Origin of the sequence: Burkholderia puraquae, from assembly GCF_002099195.1 — a bacterium.
Taxonomy (GTDB): Bacteria; Pseudomonadota; Gammaproteobacteria; order Burkholderiales; family Burkholderiaceae; genus Burkholderia; species Burkholderia puraquae.
In genome coordinates this window covers 299,151-316,709 of the sequence record NZ_NBYX01000005.1, presented here as the reverse complement: position 1 = coordinate 316,709, position 17,559 = coordinate 299,151, and the positions used below count along the sequence as shown (strand labels likewise).

Annotated in this window: 13 protein-coding genes; 11 read left to right on the top strand and 2 right to left on the bottom strand. The window is 63.3% G+C overall.

The window, feature by feature from the left end:
* Window positions 1-15: 15 nt before the first annotated feature.
* The 3 genes from B7G54_RS12885 to B7G54_RS12875 all read left to right on the top strand — a co-directional run bounded on the left by B7G54_RS12885 (window position 16) and on the right by B7G54_RS12875 (window position 2,695).
* Window positions 16-1,224: an MFS transporter gene (locus tag B7G54_RS12885; RefSeq protein WP_085039432.1), complete on the top strand. Its 1,209-nt coding sequence runs from the start codon at window positions 16-18 to the stop codon at window positions 1,222-1,224.
* A gap of 16 nt (window positions 1,225-1,240) precedes the next feature.
* Window positions 1,241-2,350, top strand: a complete 1,110-nt coding sequence (locus B7G54_RS12880) for a class II histone deacetylase (protein WP_085039431.1) — start codon at window positions 1,241-1,243, stop codon at window positions 2,348-2,350.
* Between the two features lie 114 nt (window positions 2,351-2,464).
* Entirely contained in the window at window positions 2,465-2,695 is a 231-nt protein-coding gene (locus B7G54_RS12875) for a hypothetical protein (RefSeq protein WP_085039430.1), read from the top strand.
* Window positions 2,696-2,799: 104 nt separating this feature from the next.
* On the opposite strand, the gene B7G54_RS12870 is transcribed toward B7G54_RS12875, so the two are convergent.
* Together B7G54_RS12870 and B7G54_RS12865 are read right to left on the bottom strand one after the other, a co-directional pair.
* Window positions 2,800-3,099, bottom strand: coding sequence for a hypothetical protein (locus B7G54_RS12870; protein ID WP_085039429.1), 300 nt, complete (start codon window positions 3,097-3,099; stop codon window positions 2,800-2,802).
* A gap of 132 nt (window positions 3,100-3,231) precedes the next feature.
* On the bottom strand, window positions 3,232-4,692 hold the full coding sequence (locus B7G54_RS12865) for an efflux transporter outer membrane subunit (protein WP_085039428.1): 1,461 nt from the start codon (window positions 4,690-4,692) through the stop codon (window positions 3,232-3,234).
* A gap of 77 nt (window positions 4,693-4,769) precedes the next feature.
* Here B7G54_RS12865 and B7G54_RS12860 point away from each other — a divergent pair, with 77 nt between their 5' ends.
* The 8 genes from B7G54_RS12860 to B7G54_RS12830 all read left to right on the top strand — a co-directional run bounded on the left by B7G54_RS12860 (window position 4,770) and on the right by B7G54_RS12830 (window position 17,556).
* Entirely contained in the window at window positions 4,770-5,387 is a 618-nt protein-coding gene (locus B7G54_RS12860; protein WP_085039427.1) for a TetR/AcrR family transcriptional regulator, read from the top strand.
* Between the two features lie 82 nt (window positions 5,388-5,469).
* Window positions 5,470-6,594 (top strand): efflux RND transporter periplasmic adaptor subunit, encoded by a 1,125-nt coding sequence (locus B7G54_RS12855; protein WP_085039426.1) that lies wholly within the window; start codon window positions 5,470-5,472, stop codon window positions 6,592-6,594.
* A complete protein-coding gene (locus tag B7G54_RS12850; protein WP_085039425.1) occupies window positions 6,591-9,731 on the top strand; it encodes an efflux RND transporter permease subunit in 3,141 nt (1,046 codons plus the stop codon). Before B7G54_RS12855 ends, B7G54_RS12850 begins: the two co-directional genes overlap by 4 nt.
* A gap of 32 nt (window positions 9,732-9,763) precedes the next feature.
* Window positions 9,764-10,570, top strand: a complete 807-nt coding sequence (locus B7G54_RS12845; RefSeq protein ID WP_085039424.1) for an oxidoreductase — start codon at window positions 9,764-9,766, stop codon at window positions 10,568-10,570.
* 1,190 nt (window positions 10,571-11,760) lie between these two features.
* Window positions 11,761-14,523 carry an outer membrane protein assembly factor BamB family protein gene (locus B7G54_RS12840; RefSeq protein WP_085039423.1) on the top strand — a complete coding sequence of 921 codons (2,763 nt, stop codon included), beginning with the start codon at window positions 11,761-11,763 and terminating at the stop codon, window positions 14,521-14,523.
* 111 nt (window positions 14,524-14,634) lie between these two features.
* Window positions 14,635-15,087 (top strand): hypothetical protein, encoded by a 453-nt coding sequence (locus tag B7G54_RS39325; RefSeq protein ID WP_106408968.1) that lies wholly within the window; start codon window positions 14,635-14,637, stop codon window positions 15,085-15,087.
* A 165-nt stretch (window positions 15,088-15,252) separates the two neighbouring features.
* Window positions 15,253-16,206, top strand: coding sequence for a CPBP family intramembrane glutamic endopeptidase (locus B7G54_RS12835; RefSeq protein ID WP_085039422.1), 954 nt, complete (start codon window positions 15,253-15,255; stop codon window positions 16,204-16,206).
* 24 nt (window positions 16,207-16,230) lie between these two features.
* On the top strand, window positions 16,231-17,556 hold the full coding sequence (locus tag B7G54_RS12830) for an HlyD family secretion protein (RefSeq protein WP_085039421.1): 1,326 nt from the start codon (window positions 16,231-16,233) through the stop codon (window positions 17,554-17,556).
* Window positions 17,557-17,559: the final 3 nt, after the last annotated feature.

The window sequence follows — 17,559 nt, the reverse complement described above, 5'->3', positions numbered from 1 at the left end:
CCACGAGATCCCGCCATGAAAACCCTGTCCCCGGATGCCGCACTCCCGCCCGACGATCGCGCATCGACCTTCGCACGCTCGACGCTCGTCGCGCTCGTCGTGTTCGCGGCCATCACGCCGCTGCTGCTGCTCGTGGCACCCGCCGTCGCCGGCCAGCTCGCGACGCAGCTCGGGCTGTCCGCATCGCAGATCGGCACCTACTTCTTCGTCGAACTCGGCGCGTTCAGCCTCGCGACCGTGCCGTCGTACCTGTGGCTCGGCCGGGTCGACGCGCGCCGCGTCGCCGCGTTCGCCATCGCGCTGTTCGGCGCGGGCAACCTGCTGACCGCGCTGTGGATGCCGGGCTTCGCGGTGCTGCTCGCGCTACGCGCCGTCACCGCGCTCGGCGGCGGTTCGCTGATGGTGCTCTGCATGACGAGCGCCGCGACGAGCGAGAACAGCGACCGCGTGTACGGCCTGTGGGTTGTCGGCCAGTTGATCGCGGGCGCGATCGGCCTGTTCGTACTGCCGCATGTGTTCGCGGCGTTCGGGCTGCGCGCGTTGTATGTCGCGCTCGCCGCGCTCGCGCTGCTCGCGGCGCCGCTGTCGCGCGGCTTTCCTTCATCGCCGGGCGCGCGAACCGCGCCCGCGCAAAATGCGCGCGGCGCGGCAGCGCATACGTCGCAACGCTCCGTCGTGCTCGCGATCGGCGCGGTGCTGACGTTCTATCTCGCGATCGGCAGCGTGTGGACGTTCGCAAGCCGTGCCGCAACCGAAGCCGGGCTCGATCCGCAGTCGACCGGCAACGTCCTCGCGATCGCAAGCGTGATGGGCATCGCCGGCGCGGCACTCGCGTCGTGCGCGGGCGGCCGGCTCGCGCGGCGCGCGATGCTGGCGGCCGGTTACGCCCTGCTGGCGGCCTCGCTCGTCGCGCTTGCCGTGATGCGGCACGCCATTGGCTACAGCGCGGCAATCTTCGCGTTCAAGTTCGCGTGGACGTTCGTACTGCCGTTCATCCTCGCGACCGTCGCGCAGATCGACACGTCGGGCCGCCTCGTCGCCACGCTCAATTTCGTGATCGGCGCCGGCCTCGCGGCCGGCCCGCTGCTCGCCGGGCTGATGCTCGACGCCGGCGGCACGATGCGCGTGCTGTTCGCGGCCGCGACCGCCGTCGCGATCGTGTCGTTCGCCGCGCTGCGTCACATCGATCGCCGCACGCGCCCTTCCGTTTCCTCCCAACCGTGACAGGTCACGCACATCCATGAATCGCACTGCCTTCTTCACCGACGAACGCACCTTCTGGCATACCGGCGGCACGCACGCGCTGTTCTTCCCGGTCGGCGGCTGGGTCCAGCCGCCGTCGAGCGCGGGCTACGCGGAATCGCCCGATTCGAAGCGCCGCTTCCTGTCGCTCGTGCAGGCCTCGGGCCTGGCCGCGCAGCTCGAGCTGCGTAGCGCCGAGCCGGCCTCGACCGCCGACCTGCTGCGCATTCATCCTGCGCACTATCTCGATGCGTTCCGCGCACTCAGCGATGCGAACGGCGGCGACCTCGGCGATCTCGCGCCGTTCGGCACGGGCAGCTACGAGATCGCCGCGCTGTCGGCCGGCCTTGCGATCGCAGCCGTCGATATGGTCCTCGGCGAACGTGCGGCGAACGCGTTCTCGCTGTCGCGGCCGCCCGGCCATCACTGCCTGCGCGACCGCCCGATGGGCTTCTGCCTGCTGGCGAACATCCCGATTGCGATCGAGGCCGCCCGTGCGAAACACGGCATCGAGCGCGTCGCGGTGATCGACTGGGACGTGCATCACGGCAACGGCACGCAGTCGATCTACTACGACGATCCGGACACGCTGACGATCTCGCTGCACCAGGATCGCTGCTTCCCGCCCGGCTACAGCGGCGCGGACGATCGCGGCGAAGGCGCGGGCGTCGGTGCGAACCTGAACGTGCCGCTGCTTGCGGGCAGCGGCGACGATGCGTATCGCTATGCGTTCGAGCGGATCGTGCTGCCGGCGCTGGAGCGCTTCCGGCCCGAGCTGATCGTCGTCGCGAGCGGCCTCGACGCAAGCGCGGTCGATCCGCTCGCGCGCATGCAACTGCATACCGACAGCTACCGGTTCATGACGCGTGCGGTGAAGGAGGCCGCGCAGCGCCATTGCGGCGGGCGGCTCGTGATCGTTCACGAAGGCGGCTATTCGGAGGCGTACGTGCCGTTCTGCGGGCTGGCGATCGTCGAGGAACTGGCCGGTGCTCGCACCGGCGTCGCCGATCCGATGCTCGACCTCGCGATCGCGCAGCAGCCGAGCGAGCGGTTCGTCGCGTTCCAGCGCGAGCTGCTCGACGAACTGGCCGCGTCATTCGGGCTGTAATGCGCGCTGGCGGATGCTACGGGGGCCGGCCTGCGCCGGCCCTCTTGCGCGATCGGCGCGGATGGGGTTTCCTGTGCTTTTATCCCCGTTCCGGCCCGAAGCCGCACTCTTCCGATGAAATCGTCCCCGCGCGATAACAACGACGATCCCAAGACGCGCCGCCAGCCCTCGAAGCTGGCCCTGAACATCGCCGCCGTGACGGTCGGCCTCATCACGTTCGCGATCGGCGCGGCGTGGGTAATCTATAGCTGGGTCGTCGATCGCGAAGCACAGTATTTCGCGATCCCGCTGGTGTTCTCGGTGCCGGTGATCGTGGCGGTCGCGATCCGGAGTTTCTGGGAATAAGCCTGCCTGAAATGACGAAGCGCCGCGGTCGGGAGACGCGCGGCGCCGGGTGGCGAGTTTGTTTCGGATGAAGCAGGGATCCCCGCGGTTCGCTTGCGGGCCGGTCACAGGCCCGGGTGCGGGCACGGATTGGGGGCTGCGCCCTGATATCCGCCCGTGACGGCGCCCAGCGCGGCGGCGGCCAGCGACGTGCCGACTGCTTTCAGCACGTTTTCCGTGGAGAACGACTCGCCGCTCGACATCACCCGCCCCGAGTACGCAGAGCACGCCGACGGCGACGACGATGCAACCGTCTGCACGGGTTTGGCGCTCCATGCAATGTTGTCGGCCGGCGTCGACGCAAATGCCGGCACGGCCAGCATGAGCGCCAAAATGGAAGTCGGCATACGAATGGTGTTTTGCATTGGCGGCCTTCGGCGTAATTGTGCTTCTTATGTGAAAGGTGAACACGATATTACACACGGCACGCATTTTCGTGTGCGATCTGCTTACCTGACGGAAACCGCGCCGAGCAGTCGAATCGACGGGACAGGACGCTATCGACTCACAATCGCTTGGGATTCCGGCACTTGCCAGCCGCCGCCGAGCGCCTTGAACGCGGCGACCGCCGCGCGTGCGGATTCGGTCTGCGCCTGCACGCGCTCGTCCGATGCGCGCAGCAGGTTTTCGTCGGCCTGCAACACTTCGATCAGGCTCACGACGCCCTTCTGGTACGCCGCGAACGAAGCGGCCCGCGCGCGGCCAAGCGAACTCACGCCATCGGCAAGAACAGCTGCCTGCTCGTCACGCTTGACGAGCGCCGAAAACGCATTCTCGACGTCCTCGGTCGCGTGCAGCGCCGCGAGCCGATACGCGGCCAGCATTTCGGCATCCTGCCCTTTGGCCTGCGCGATCTGCGCATTGATCCGGCCGAAGTCGAACAGGCGCCAGCGCAGGCCGAGCACGCCCGCAGCCTGGTTCGCGCCGCCGGCAAACAGATTCCCTGCGCCCATCGTCGTCGCGCTGCCGATCAGTCCGCTCAGCGAGAACTTCGGGTAATACTCGGCGATGGCCACGCCGATGCGCGCGTTCGACGCCGCCACGCGCCGCTCGGCGACGATCAGGTCCGGCCGGCGCCGGAGCAGTTCGCCGGGCGTGCCCGTCGCCGCGATCCGGGGCGCAACCGGAACGTCGCCGCCGGCGATCAGTTCCGCGCGATGCGTGCCGGGCTGCGAGCCGAGCATCACGTCGAGCGCATTCATCGCCGCGTCCAGCGCCGCTTCGAGCACCGGCACCGTGGCGCGAACCTGCGCGAGCGCGCCTTCGGCCTGCCTGACCTGAAGCTCCGCCGCGAGGCCCTTTCCATAGAGCAGATTGATGGTCGACAGCAGATCCTGCTCGGTCCGCACCTGGTGCCGCGCGACAGCGAGCCGGCCCTGCAATCCGCGAATCGTGATGTAGGTGTCCGCGGTTTGCGCGGCGACGGCGAGCCGCGTCGCGACCGCCGCCGCCTCGGACGCCTGATAGTCGGCGAGCGCCGCTTCGCGGCCGCGGCGCAATCCGCCGAATACGTCCAGTTCCCAGCTCGCGTTGAAATCGGCCTCATAGTCGTTGCCATGACGGTCGAATCCGGGTGTCGAATTCAACACGCGTCCCAACGGCGTTTCGACCGACTGGTAGACGCGCGCAGCCTGGCCGCTCACATTGCCCGACGGCAGCAGCGCCGCATTCGCCGCACCGAGCCCGGCGCGCGCTTGCGCGACCCGCGCCGCGGCCTGCGCAAGATCGAGGTTCTGCGCGAGCGCCAGCGTGATGTATTCCGTCAGTTGCGGATCGCCGAAGCCCGTCCACCAGGTCGCGAGGTCGGCTTCGGCAGCCGCGTCGCGCTGGTCCACGGCGCTCTGGCCCTGGAACCGCTGCGGCATCGCCACGTCCGGCCGCACGTAGTCGGGACCGACGGCACACCCCGCCGACAGAATGGCGGCAAGAACCGCGGCAACGAGAGGTTTGGGTAGCATGAGGGTATTCGCAAGAATCCGTTGGTGACTATAATACCAAATAGTCACTCGTTGTCCATTCCCGCCAGCTGCAGCCCATGAAAAAAACCGCCCCTTCCCTGGCCCCCGCGCGCGGTCCGGCCGACCACGATGTCCGGGACCAGATCGTGGCCGCCGCGACCGAGCACTTCAGCCGGTACGGCTATGAAAAGACGACCGTGTCCGACCTCGCGAAGGCGATCGGCTTCTCGAAGGCCTACATCTACAAATTCTTCGAGTCGAAACAGGCGATCGGCGAAATGATCTGCGCGAACTGTCTGCACGAGATCGAAACGGACGTGCGCGCGGCCGTCGCCGAGGCCGATCTGCCCACCGAGAAGCTGCGACGGATGTTCAAGGTCTTTACCGAAGCGAGCCTTCGGCTGTTCTTCCGCGACCGCAAGCTGTACGACATCGCGGCGTCTGCCGCCACCGGAAACTGGCAGTCGGTGCAGGCCTACGAAGCGCGCGTGCAGAAGCTGCTGCAGGACGTGCTGCAGGAAGGCCGGCAAAACGGCGAGTTCGAACGCAAGACGCCGCTGGACGAAACCGCGACGGCGGTCTACCTGGTGATGCGTCCCTACCTGAATCCGCTGCTGCTGCAGTACAACCTCGACACGACCGACGCCGCGCCCGCTCAACTGTCCAGCCTCGTCCTCCGTAGCCTCGCGCCCTGATGTGTCACCGCTTGTGACTATTGACTATATTGGTCACTAGATACACAATGAAAGCCCCGATTACTTCGTCACTGGGTCTTTCATGGTTCGGCGTCGCCTCGCTCTCCTCGTAGTCGCTTCCGCACTCCCCCTCGCGCTAGCCGCCTGCAGCGGAAAAGTGCCTTCCGATCCGCGCACGGAGGCGCCGCTGGTGCGTACCGCCGTCGTGCAGGCGGCCGTTCCCGCGTCCCGCTCGTTTACCGGAACCGTCGCCGCACGCGTGCAGAGCGACCTCGGGTTCCGGGTGTCCGGCAAGGTGCTGGAGCGGCTCGTCGATACCGGACAAGCCGTCCGGCGCGGCCAGCCGCTGATGCGATTGGACCCCGTCGACCTGAAGCTGGCGGCGCGCGCACGCGACGAGGCCGTCGCCGCCGCGCGGGCACGCGCGCGGCAGACCGCCGAAGACGAAGCCCGCTACCGCGACCTGCGCGGCACCGGCGCGATATCGGCATCGGCCTACGACCAGATCAAGGCGGCGGCCGATGCCGCGAAAGCGCAGCTGAGCGCCGCCGAGGCCGACGCCGGCGTCGCGCGCAATGCGACCGGCTATGCGGAACTCGTCGCGGACAGCGACGGCGTGGTCATGGAAACGCTCGCGGAGCCCGGTCAGGTCGTCAGCGCGGGCCAGCCGGTGGTGCGGCTCGCGCGCGCCGGCAGCCGCGAGGCCGTGATCCAGCTGCCCGAAACCCTGCGCCCGGCGGCCGGGTCGGTCGCGCAGGCCGAGCTGTTCGGCACGCAGGGCGTAAGCGTCCCCGCGACGCTGCGCCAGCTTTCCGACACCGCGGATGCGAGAACGCGCACGTTCGAAGCACGCTATGTGCTGCAGGGTGCGCTGGCCGACGCACCGCTGGGTGCGACCGTCACGATCCGGATCCCGGACGACGCGCACTCGGCGCAGGAAGCCGGCCTGCAGGTACCGATCGGCGCACTGCTGGACACGGGCAAAGGGCCCGGCGTGTGGGTCGTTGCCGGCGATCCCGCGAAGGTGGCGTGGCGGCCGGTCAAGGTCGAGCATCTGGACGACGATAGCGCGCGCGTGGCCGGCAACGGCGCACTGAAGCAAGGCGAGCGCATCGTCGCGCTCGGCGCACAGCTGTTGCGCGAAGGCGAACCGGTCCGCGTGTCCGCGCAGGCCATCGCGGTCGCGAGCGAAGGAGCACGGCCGTGAGCGAACGCCGATTCAACCTGTCGGCACTCGCCGTGCGCGAGCGCGCGATCACGCTGTTCCTGATCTGCCTGATTTCGCTCGCGGGGCTCGTATCGTTCTTCAAGCTGGGCCGCGCGGAAGACCCGGCATTCACGATCAAGGTGATGACCATCGTCACCGCATGGCCGGGCGCCACCGCGCAGGAAATGCACGACCAGGTCGCCGAAAAGATCGAAAAGCGCATGCAGGAGCTGCGCTGGTACGACCGGACCGAAACCTATACGCGGCCCGGCCTTGCGTTTACGACGTTGACCATGCTCGACAGCACGCCGCCGTCGGAAGTGCAGGAGCAGTTCTATCAGGCACGAAAAAAAATCGGCGACGAGGCGAACAATCTCCCGTCGGGCGTGATCGGGCCAATGATCAACGACGAATATGCCGACGTCACGTTCGCGCTCTTCGCGCTGAAGGCCAAGGGCGAACCGCAGCGCCTGCTGGTGCGCGACGCCGAGACGCTGCGCCAGCAGCTGCTGCACGTGCCCGGGGTAAAGAAGGTCAACATCATCGGCGAGCAGGCCGAGCGCATCTACGTCCAGCTGTCGCACGACCGGCTCGCCACGCTCGGCGTCAGTCCGCAGGACGTGTTCGCCGCGCTCAACGGCCAGAACGCGCTCACGCCGGCCGGCTCCGTCGAGACCCGCGGGCCGGAGATCTTCATACGCGTGGACGGCGCATTCGACAAGCTGCGGAAGATCCGCGACACGCCGATCGTTTCGCAGGGCCGCACGCTGAAGCTGTCGGACGTCGCCACCGTCGAGCGCGGCTATGAAGATCCGGCAACGTTCATGATCCGCAGCAACGGCGAACCCGCGCTGCTGCTCGGCGTCGTGATGCGCGACGGCTGGAACGGGCTCGATCTCGGCAAGGCGCTGGACAGCACGGTCGGCGCGATCAATCGCGAGCTGCCGCTGGGCATGAGCCTGACCAAGGTCACCGACCAGTCCGTGAACATCAGTTCGGCGGTCGACGAGTTCATGGTCAAGTTCTTCGCCGCGCTGCTCGTGGTCATGCTGGTGAGCTTCGTCAGCATGGGCTGGCGCGTGGGCCTCGTCGTGGCCGCGGCCGTGCCGCTGACGCTGGCCGTGGTGTTCGTCGTGATGGCAGCGACCGGCAAGAACTTCGATCGCATCACGCTCGGCTCGCTGATCCTCGCGCTCGGCCTGCTCGTCGACGACGCGATCATCGCGATCGAAATGATGGTCGTGAAGATGGAGGAAGGCTACGGCCGCGTGGCGGCCTCCGCGTACGCGTGGAGCCATACTGCGGCCCCGATGCTGGCGGGCACGCTCGTGACCGCGGTCGGCTTCATGCCGAACGGCTTCGCGCGCTCCACCGCCGGCGAGTACACCAGCAACATGTTCTGGATCGTCGGCATCGCGCTGATCGCTTCGTGGGTCGTCGCGGTGGTCTTCACGCCGTATCTCGGCGTGAAGATGCTGCCGGATTTCAAGAAGTTCGAAGGCGGTCACGATGCGATCTACGACACGCCCCGCTACAACCGCTTCCGCCAGTTGCTGACTCGCGTGATCGCCCGCAAATGGCTTGTCGCCGGGTCAGTCGTCGGCCTGTTCGTGCTCGCCATTCTCGGCATGGCGGTCGTGAAGAAACAGTTTTTCCCGATCTCTGATCGCCCCGAGGTCCTCGTCGAAGTGCAGATGCCCTACGGCACGTCGATTTCGCAAACCAGCGCCACCACGTCGAAGGTCGAGGCATGGCTCGCCGGACAGAAGGAAGCCCGGATCGTTACCGCATACGTCGGTCAAGGCGCGCCGCGCTTTTTCCTGGCGATGGGGCCGGAGCTGCCCGATCCGTCGTTCGCAAAGATCGTGATCCGCACGGACAATCAGGAGGAACGTGAGGCATTGAAGGCGCGACTGCGGAAAGCCGTCGCAGACGGCCTCGCGCCCGAAGCGCGCGTGCGCGTGACGCAACTCGTGTTCGGCCCGTATTCGCCGTTCCCGGTGGCCTACCGGATCACGGGCCCCGATCCCGACAAGCTGCGCGGTATCGCCACCGACGTCCAGCGCGTGATGTTGAACAGCCCGATGATGCGCACCGTCAATGCCGACTGGGGCACGCGCGCGCCGACGCTGCACTTCACGTTGCAGCAGGACCGCCTGCAGGCAGTCGGGTTGACGTCCAGCGCGGTCGCGCAGCAGTTGCAGTTCCTGCTTACCGGGGTGCCCGTCACCGAGGTGCGCGAGGATATCCGGACCGTGCAGGTGATCGCGCGTTCGGGCGGCGATGCTCGGCTCGACCCGGCGCGGCTCGACGACTTCACGCTCGCCGGCGCGAACGGGCAGCGCATCCCGCTTTCGCAGGTCGGCAAGGTCGACGTGCGGATGGAGGAGCCGGTCATGCGCTGGCGCGATCGCGTGCCGACGATCACGGTGCGCGGCGACATCGCCGACGGCTTGCAGCCGCCGGACGTATCGACTGCAATCACGAAGCAGCTTCAGCCGATCGTCGACAAGCTGCCGAGCGGCTACCGGATCGAGCAGGCCGGCTCCATCGAGGAATCGGGCAAGGCGACGACGGCGATGCTGCCGCTGTTCCCGATCATGCTGGCGATCACGCTCGTCATCATCATCTTCCAGGTGCGCTCGATCTCCGCGATGGTGATGGTGTTCCTGACGAGCCCGCTCGGGCTGATCGGCGTAGTGCCCACGCTGATCCTGTTCCGGCAGCCGTTCGGCATCAACGCGCTGGTCGGGCTCATTGCGCTATCGGGGATCCTGATGCGCAACACGCTGATCCTGATCGGGCAGATCCATCAAAACGAACAGGCGGGACTGGGTCCGTTCCATGCGGTCGTCGAAGCGACCGTGCAGCGTGCGCGTCCGGTGATCCTGACCGCCATGGCGGCCGTGCTCGCATTCATTCCGCTCACGCATTCGGTGTTCTGGGGCACGCTCGCGTACACGCTGATCGGCGGGACGTTCGCCGGGACCGTCCTCACGCTGGTGTTCCTGCCGGCGATGTACGCGATCTGGTACAGGATCCGGCCCGGCCATTCCGCCGGCGCCCGCCACGACCGGCATGAACCGGCATCGCCTGCCGAGCCTGCGCTGCAGACCGCGCTGGATGCGCGCGATTGACACCCCCATTCACAGTATCGAAGGAAACTGCCATGTCGAATTCCACCGTTGTCGTCGTGACCGGCGTGTCGTCGGGCATCGGGCGTGTCGCCGCAGAACAATTCGCAAAACGCGGATGCCGCGTGTTCGGTACCGTGCGCAGCATCGCGCGAACGGCGCCCGTCGCCGGCGTCGAGTTGATCGAGATGGACGTTCGTGACGACGCGTCCGTTCAATCGGGTATTCAAACGATCATCGATCGCGCCGCGCGTATCGACGTGCTCGTGAACAATGCGGGCACGGGCCTGATCGGCGCGGTGGAGGAAACCTCGGTGACCGAAGCCGTGGCGTTGTTCGACACCAACGTATTCAGCATCCTGCGTACGGCCCACGCGGTGCTTCCGCACATGCGGGCACAACGGCGCGGCCGGATCGTCAATGTCAGCTCGGTGCTCGGCTTCCTGCCGGCGCCCTATATTGGACTCTATTCGGCATCCAAACATGCGGTGGAGGGTTTGACCGAAACGCTGGATCACGAACTGCGCCAGTTCGGCATTCGCGCGACGCTGGTCGAACCGTCGTTTACGCGGACCAACCTGGACGTCAATGCGCCGCAGGCAAGCGCGCCGATCGCCGATTACGACCGCGAACGAACGCTTGCGTCGCGCGCCGTCGTCGACAGCGTGAAAACCGCGCCGCACCCCGAGGGCGTGGCCGCCACCATCGTCGACGCAGCGCTCGGCGCATGGCGGATGCGACGCACGCCGGCCGGCGAGGCGTCGCTGTTGCGCAAGTTGAGGCGCTTCATGCCGGCCGGCCCTGTCGATTCGAGCCTGCGAAAAAAATTCCGGCTCGCGTGACGCGGCGAGCCGGCGAATCATCGTTGAACGAGGTATCCAGCATGGAAATCGGCATCATCGGGACCGGCAATATCGGCGGGACGCTTGTGCGCCGCTTGTAGCGATACACCAGGAAGACGCCCAGAGAGATCCGCTTTTCCCTGCCGCCAAAGCGGTATTCCACCGCCACCGCCTCACGCCAGCGGGAGAGATTCCAGCTACAAGCCGCCACCGTCAAACAAGCGCATACGCTTTGCAGCAGGCTTGGCGTTCTGGATGGCGGTGTCGGTCAGCGGCACGGGGACAACGCCGGAGCCGGAACAGGACACACTTCCAGGTGATCCCCAATGTTGCCCCCGGCTTCAACCGGCAATGACCGGAACACCGCAGAATAAAAAACCCGCGAAGCCTTTCGCTATCGCGGGTTTCAAGAATTCTCCGGAACAAACCGGAACGAGAGTTGGTGCTGAGCCGCGACCCAGAAACCCGCAGTACTCCCCCCCGCGCATTCCAGCCGGCCTGGTTCAGCGCGATATCCGCCTGACCATTAATGACCCGCGAAACACTCGAAGCTGACACGCCAAGGCGCAGCCCCGCTACCGTGCTCTCCTCTCGGATGTAACGGAACCGTCAAGTGCACCGGACAACGCCCTCCACGCCCATGCAGGGCGCATCTCCCGAACCGGCCTTCGCGCCGGTTCTTTCATTTGGTGCCAGGTTGACGATCGCGCCCCGTGCACCCGGCACTTTGTCGCGTTTACAAGACAAAGACGCCGGTGTTAGCGGCCCTCTTACGCCGCTCAAGTTGCGAAAACAGGCGCGTTCGCTCCAAGATACCCACTCGGCTGAAATCGGTTTCAACGAGAATTTAATTTTGACGACAGCGATTTTTGGTATCGATAAATCGAATATTTATCCTCTGCCTCGCGGGATAATCCCGCTTATGTCGTCAATAAAAAATAGGCAACGAATTCCATCGTGAAAATATTCTAAAAATACTTCCACTTTATTTCGTATGAGCAATGCAGAATTCGAGCGCCGCGCAGTTGATTTCACGCGTCAAATGCGGAATGCATCCGTAATCTTTCGTTATTATAACTGAAATTCTTGGCGTTCGCGAAATCCCACATAGTGCGACGGGGATTGATGTAATCCGTCTTCGCAAGCGAATCGCGGCGGGGACACGTGAAGTAATCGACCGACTAAAAACCATGAATGATTTCAGCCTGAACAGGCGGGCCGCGCTACGTGATCTAATTGAGTCGAAATGCATATTTCGCGCGCCAGAACACAAGCTTGTATCGTCAAGCGGAAAGTCCCTTAAATGGCTGATCGATTTGCGACCACTCCTTCTTTCTACGGAAGGGCTCGATACGCTTGCGGATTTATTCTGGAATCGTTATGCGGATCAATTGCCGTTTCAGGTTGGCGGCATGGAAATGGCCGCTGTCCCGCTCGTGGCTGCGATTCTTATAGCCGGCGCACGTAAAGGGCACAACCTCGGCGGCTTCATCATTCACAAAGAGCGTAAGCGTTACGGCCGGATGAACGCTATCGAAGGTGAAGTTTCGGATGCGCCTATTCTGCTCGTGGATGATATTTTCAACAGCGGCGCGAGCATCGAACAATCACGAGTTGTATTAGCGGAAATTGATCGCCCGATCTGGAAAGTGTGGAGCGTGATCGACTACCAGTCTAATACGGGTGAGGACTGGCAAAATCGACATAGCGTTACAGTAGAATCTGCATACACTCTAGGTGATTTCGGTCTGAAACTGTCGGTTCCGAAGAACCATTCGACGCAGCTTTCGTTCCTCGTGCGCTGGCTCAATAAAGCAGCCTCCGCGAATCATCACTATGTCGTACCGAAATCCGCACCGCGCGCGCAAGGCGGCCTGATCTATTTCGGAACCGACAGCGGCGAAATGCGTTGCATCGATGGCGCAAGCGGCGAAACGCGCTGGAATTTCAAGATCGAGGCGGCGCGCTCGAAAGGGATTTGGTCTACGCCGTACGTGACGCCCGAGCGCGTCTTCTTCGGCGGCTACGACGGTAACCTGTACGCGTTGTGTGCCCAAAGCGGCCGGGAAATCTGGCGATACGTCGAACCCGATTGGATTGGCTCTTCACCGGCCTACGCATCCGACCTGAATCTGGTCTTTATCGGCGTTGAATACGCCAGTCCGACGCGAGGCGGCGGCATAGCCGCGATCGACGCTGAAACCGGTCACAAGGTCTGGGAATGCCCAGTCCGTTGCTACGTCCATGGCTCCCCGCTCTATGCCGCTGATAGTTCGCTGGTGCTCTGCGGCACGAACGACGGTGCCCTGCTGGCGCTCGACGCACGTACCGGCGCACTTCGTTGGCAGTTTCAGACGAACGGCGCCGTCAAGCATGCGCCCGCACTCGATCCCGATCGCCGGCAAGTCGTGTTCGGATCGTTCGACGGCGGCATTCGCGGCGTGAGCCTCGATAGCGGCGAACTGAATTTCTGCATCCAGACCGGCAACGCCGTCTACACAACACCGCTGATCGACGGTGCTCGCGCCTACTGCGGCTCTACGGACAAATACCTGTACGTGATCGATTTGGTGACCGGCGAAGGCATCGCGAAGATCGGCGCGCACTCGAAGATTTTTTCGTCGCCTGCCCGCATCGGCCCGTGGATTTGGTTCGGAAGCACGAACGGGCGCGTACGTGCAATCGATCCTCAAACGTTTGCGCTCTCAGGTGTGTTTCAGCTTCCTGATGCCGTGACAACAGCCGTCGAATACGACGCGGTCAATCAGATGCTCATGGTTGCGACGACGGCCAATCGCCTGTACGGCGTGTCTGTGACGCCGCCAGTCATGCGCGAACCAGCACAAGACGCGCAGTCGCCGGTTGACGTGACCGCATTACAGCTTGCACGGCTTGCTGTCGATGCAATTGCGAATCGCTCCGCTCTGCCTGATCCGCGGGGATACAAATTGACCGGCGCACGCCCGCAAGGTGGCGTCTTCGTTAGCCTGCGAAATCGCGCGACCTTGCAGCGCATCGGGCGCGGCGGTCAATGGACGTTCGACCCACGTGACCTATCACCGGAGTTGTCGGTCATCGTGGCGGTGACGAAGGCGTGCGCGAACCTGGCCGTCGATTCGCTGCGCGATACCGCTGTTAGCGTGAGCCTGTTCGGACCGCTTGAGCAAGTCGCAGTCGACCAGTTGGATCACGAAAAATTCGGAATACTCGTGCGCGCAACGGCAGGCGGCAAGCTCGGCGGAGGGCTGCCGAACTCCCCTGAATACAGCAACGAACACGGCCAGTATCTGCACGCGCTGCGCAACGCCAAACTGACGCCCGGCGAAGGGCACACGCTTTACCGCCATACCGTTGAACGGCAGACCGATGATATGTCGTGGCCGGCCTATGGTGTTCCGCTTCCATACGACGCGACGGCACTAACGCACTTCGTGTCGTGGTTGCTCGATCCACGAAAGCAGGACGAGCTGGAAGATTCGTTCTCGGGTGTGGTAGATCGACTTTCCGCTCTGGCCGTCACTCGGTACGTGGATGCAGCATTCACCACGCAGCTTGTGCCGGCGCCCAAGATGGCGAAATTGCGTGATCTGCAACAGTCCCTGCCGGACCGACGTGCCGGTGCGTCGCACGTGTTCCTGTCGCTGATATTCAAAGGCCGTCCTGTTGATCGCACGCGCCATCGTGGTCACTTCCGCATGGATCGGGATGCGCTGATTTGCCGAAACGGCAATCAGGCGCAAGCTTTCTTGCCTGTATCGACATTGCATCAGTGGAAGGACGAAGAGTCGTTTATCGCGGCGCTGCCGGATATTCCGGCCTCAACGTGGGAAGTCGCTCCTTGCCTGACTTGGGCGATAGCGGACGGCGCAAATCCCCTTCCAGTGCGCGGCGCATTCATCGAGCAGGCGCACACGCAACCGCCGTCGCAAGTGCTGCAACGCTCGGATTCCTGACGCACGACCTTTTTCATGTCGGCTGTTTCGACAACCGATTGAGAATCAATGGCTGCGCGGGTGCCATTGTGGATGTACACGTCAAACCCGCTTATTTCAGGAGTGGATCACATGCAAACGATTGACGATCTGGATTTGCTGCGCTACGTGGCCGGTGGTGATGGCGGCGGTGACGGCGATGGTGATGGTGATGGTGGATACGGCGATGGCGACGGGGATGGTGACGGCGACGGTGATTCCGCAGCCGATTCGGCAGTAGGCAGCGACGCGACGTCGTTGGCCGACGCAGGCTTCAACTCCGATGCCAACGATTCCATCGGGCAGGCTGAAAACAACGGTCAACTCGCGGAAGCCACGAAGGGCTTGCAGGACGAATCAATGTCCACGTGGGGCGGCGCGGCCGTTGCCGGATATGACGCCGCGCAACAGGGTCTTTCGTTGGGTCAGGCTGAAACTGCCAACCTCGGCTCCTTCCAATCTTCTCCGATCGGTTTCGCCGCAGGATACGCGGTTGGCGCTGCCGCACACGGGCTCGGTATCGGTGGCGGCGGTCATAACCACTAAGCAGCGCCCTGATGTACAGGCTATGAACCAAGCCTGATCGATGAATGACGGCGCGCTACTGGTCCCGCGACTGGACGCCTGATCTTCATCGGTATAGCACCACACCGCTCACCGCAATTGCGTTGCTAAAAGCAAGCAACCGTTGTTTCACTCGATCAGCATCCCATGAAAACTAAAGACGATATAGCGCGTGCGTTTATTGATCTTGCCAAGCTGGGCCGGACTGATTGGCGAGCAACCGCATTGACGATCCTTCTTAGCGCGCTCGTCAGTATCATCAGCACGCTTGGAGTCCTGATGTTTTCGGGCTGGACTCTGTATTTCAAGAATTTTGATGCCGCTCGGGCAGCTATCTCGCTGTACACCAATACAGCTAGCACCACGGGCATCATAGGCTTCTGGCTTGCATGCAAGATCGTCTTGCGACGCCCGTACCTCTCCCTGATTTCCGTCGACCTGCGTTTCAAACTTCGGCGTTGCCTGTTCGGCGCGGCTCTTTATCTGCCTGCCTTCGTGATAGCCGCCGTAGTCATGTCCATCTATACGTCGTTTCGAATTGGCGCATGGACGCTTCCGTTCGGGCATCTTCAACCGCTGCAGGACATTCCAAGTTTCGGTCGGATTCTCGGGATGCTCGCTGCGTGGCTCGGCATTCTCGTTCTCGCGTTCGCCGAGGAATTGTTTTTTCGTGGGTGGTTGACGCAAACACTCGGGCAATATGTGCGATCCCCGCTCATCGTCGTGGCAATCGTTGCCGCCCTCTTCGCGATCTACCACACACAGTACGACTGGCCCATCAAAACGACATTGTTCTTTTGCTCGTTTGGTTTTTCTGCATTGAGCTTACGCGATCAACGACTGGAACTGTCGATCGGTGCGCATACGATGATGAACATCTGCGCAATGATGCTGCCGATCCTGTTCACCCATGCGCAGCCACATGCGCAAATTTCAACATCCGGATTCGTAAACAATCCAGTCCTGATAGTTGATGCAGTTGTCTTTTCCATTCTCAAAGGTGTCCTGCCTTTCGCTTTGATGTACTGGTTTTTGAAGAAGACGAACGGCTGGTTTGTGTCTAAAGAAGCCGCAAGCGCAGTCGATGCTCAGCGCGTTTGATCATCAGCTGACCACAAGATAAGCATGAGCGAAATATCGACCGTCCCCAGCGCAGACCAGCCGGAAGAGGAACAGCCTCGGCAAAGTAAGCGTGCGTTGCTGTTCCGCCCCGCTGCGCTCGAATTTCGTCAGCATCAATGGCTCGGTGAGGTCGTGCTGACGGGTTCGGCACGCAGCCTCACGACTAGTATCGTGTTCTTCGCAATCGCGACCGCCGTGGTGTTGTTCCTGATCTTCGGCGAGTACACGCGCAAGGAAGAGGTACAAGGCCGGGTCATGATCGACAACGGCGCGGCGGAAATATTCGCGCCGACGGTCGGCACGGTTATCCGCGTGCTCGTCAACGAAGGGGACGTGGTCAATGTCGGCCAGCCTTTGGTCGTCGTGTCCACAGAGCGCACTATCGCGGGCGGCAACTCGCGGCAGCAGATCGGTGTCGAACTGAATGCGCGGCGGTCCAGCCTGGAAAGCGACTCGCGGCATATACAAAGCATCTTCGAACAGAACATTGCGATGTTCAAGGCGAAGGCCATCGAACTGAGCGCGGGTATTCAGCATCTGGATACGGAAATTACGACGCTTGAGGCGCGATCGAAGCTGGCAGAAATCGACAGTGCGCGGTTCGCACAATTGCGGCGTGACGATGTGGTGTCCCAATCCGAACTCGAGCAGCACGAGCAAAGCATGCTGATGAGTCAGGCGCAACTCGAAGACCTGCGAAAGCAACGCACGGCCTCTCAAGCAGAACTCGCGCGGGTTAAGGCCGATCTTCGAAATGCACCGCTTGATGAACAAAACCAACTCGGCACGATCCACCGGCAAATGCTACAGGTAGACGGCGAAATCGCCGACAACGAATCCAACCGAGAAATCACGATACCGGCGCAAATCGCAGGCACCGTAACGGCCCTGCTCACTCGTCCCGGTCAGTCGGTCAACGGATCAACGCCTTTGATGTCGCTACTGCCGCAAGGCGGACACCTCGACGTGAAACTATTTGCGCCGAGCAAGGCAGTCGGTTTCGTCAAGATCGGCGCGCGCGTCGAATTGCGATACGAAGCGTTCCCGTATCAGAAATTCGGGGCCTACGCGGGCAAGGTCACGCAGATCGCGCGCACCGCCTTGAGCCCGTCGCAATTGCAGACCGCAACCGAAACGGGTGATGCCGACAGGTCCGAGAACCTGTATCAGATTACGGTTGCGCTCGATTCACAGACCATCAACGCCTACGGCGAGGCGATTCCCTTGCAGGACGGAATGCGCGTCGACGCAGACGTAGTGCTCGATACGCGCAAGCTGTACGAATGGGTACTGGAACCGCTGTACACGCTCACCCGCCGCTCGCCCTGACCG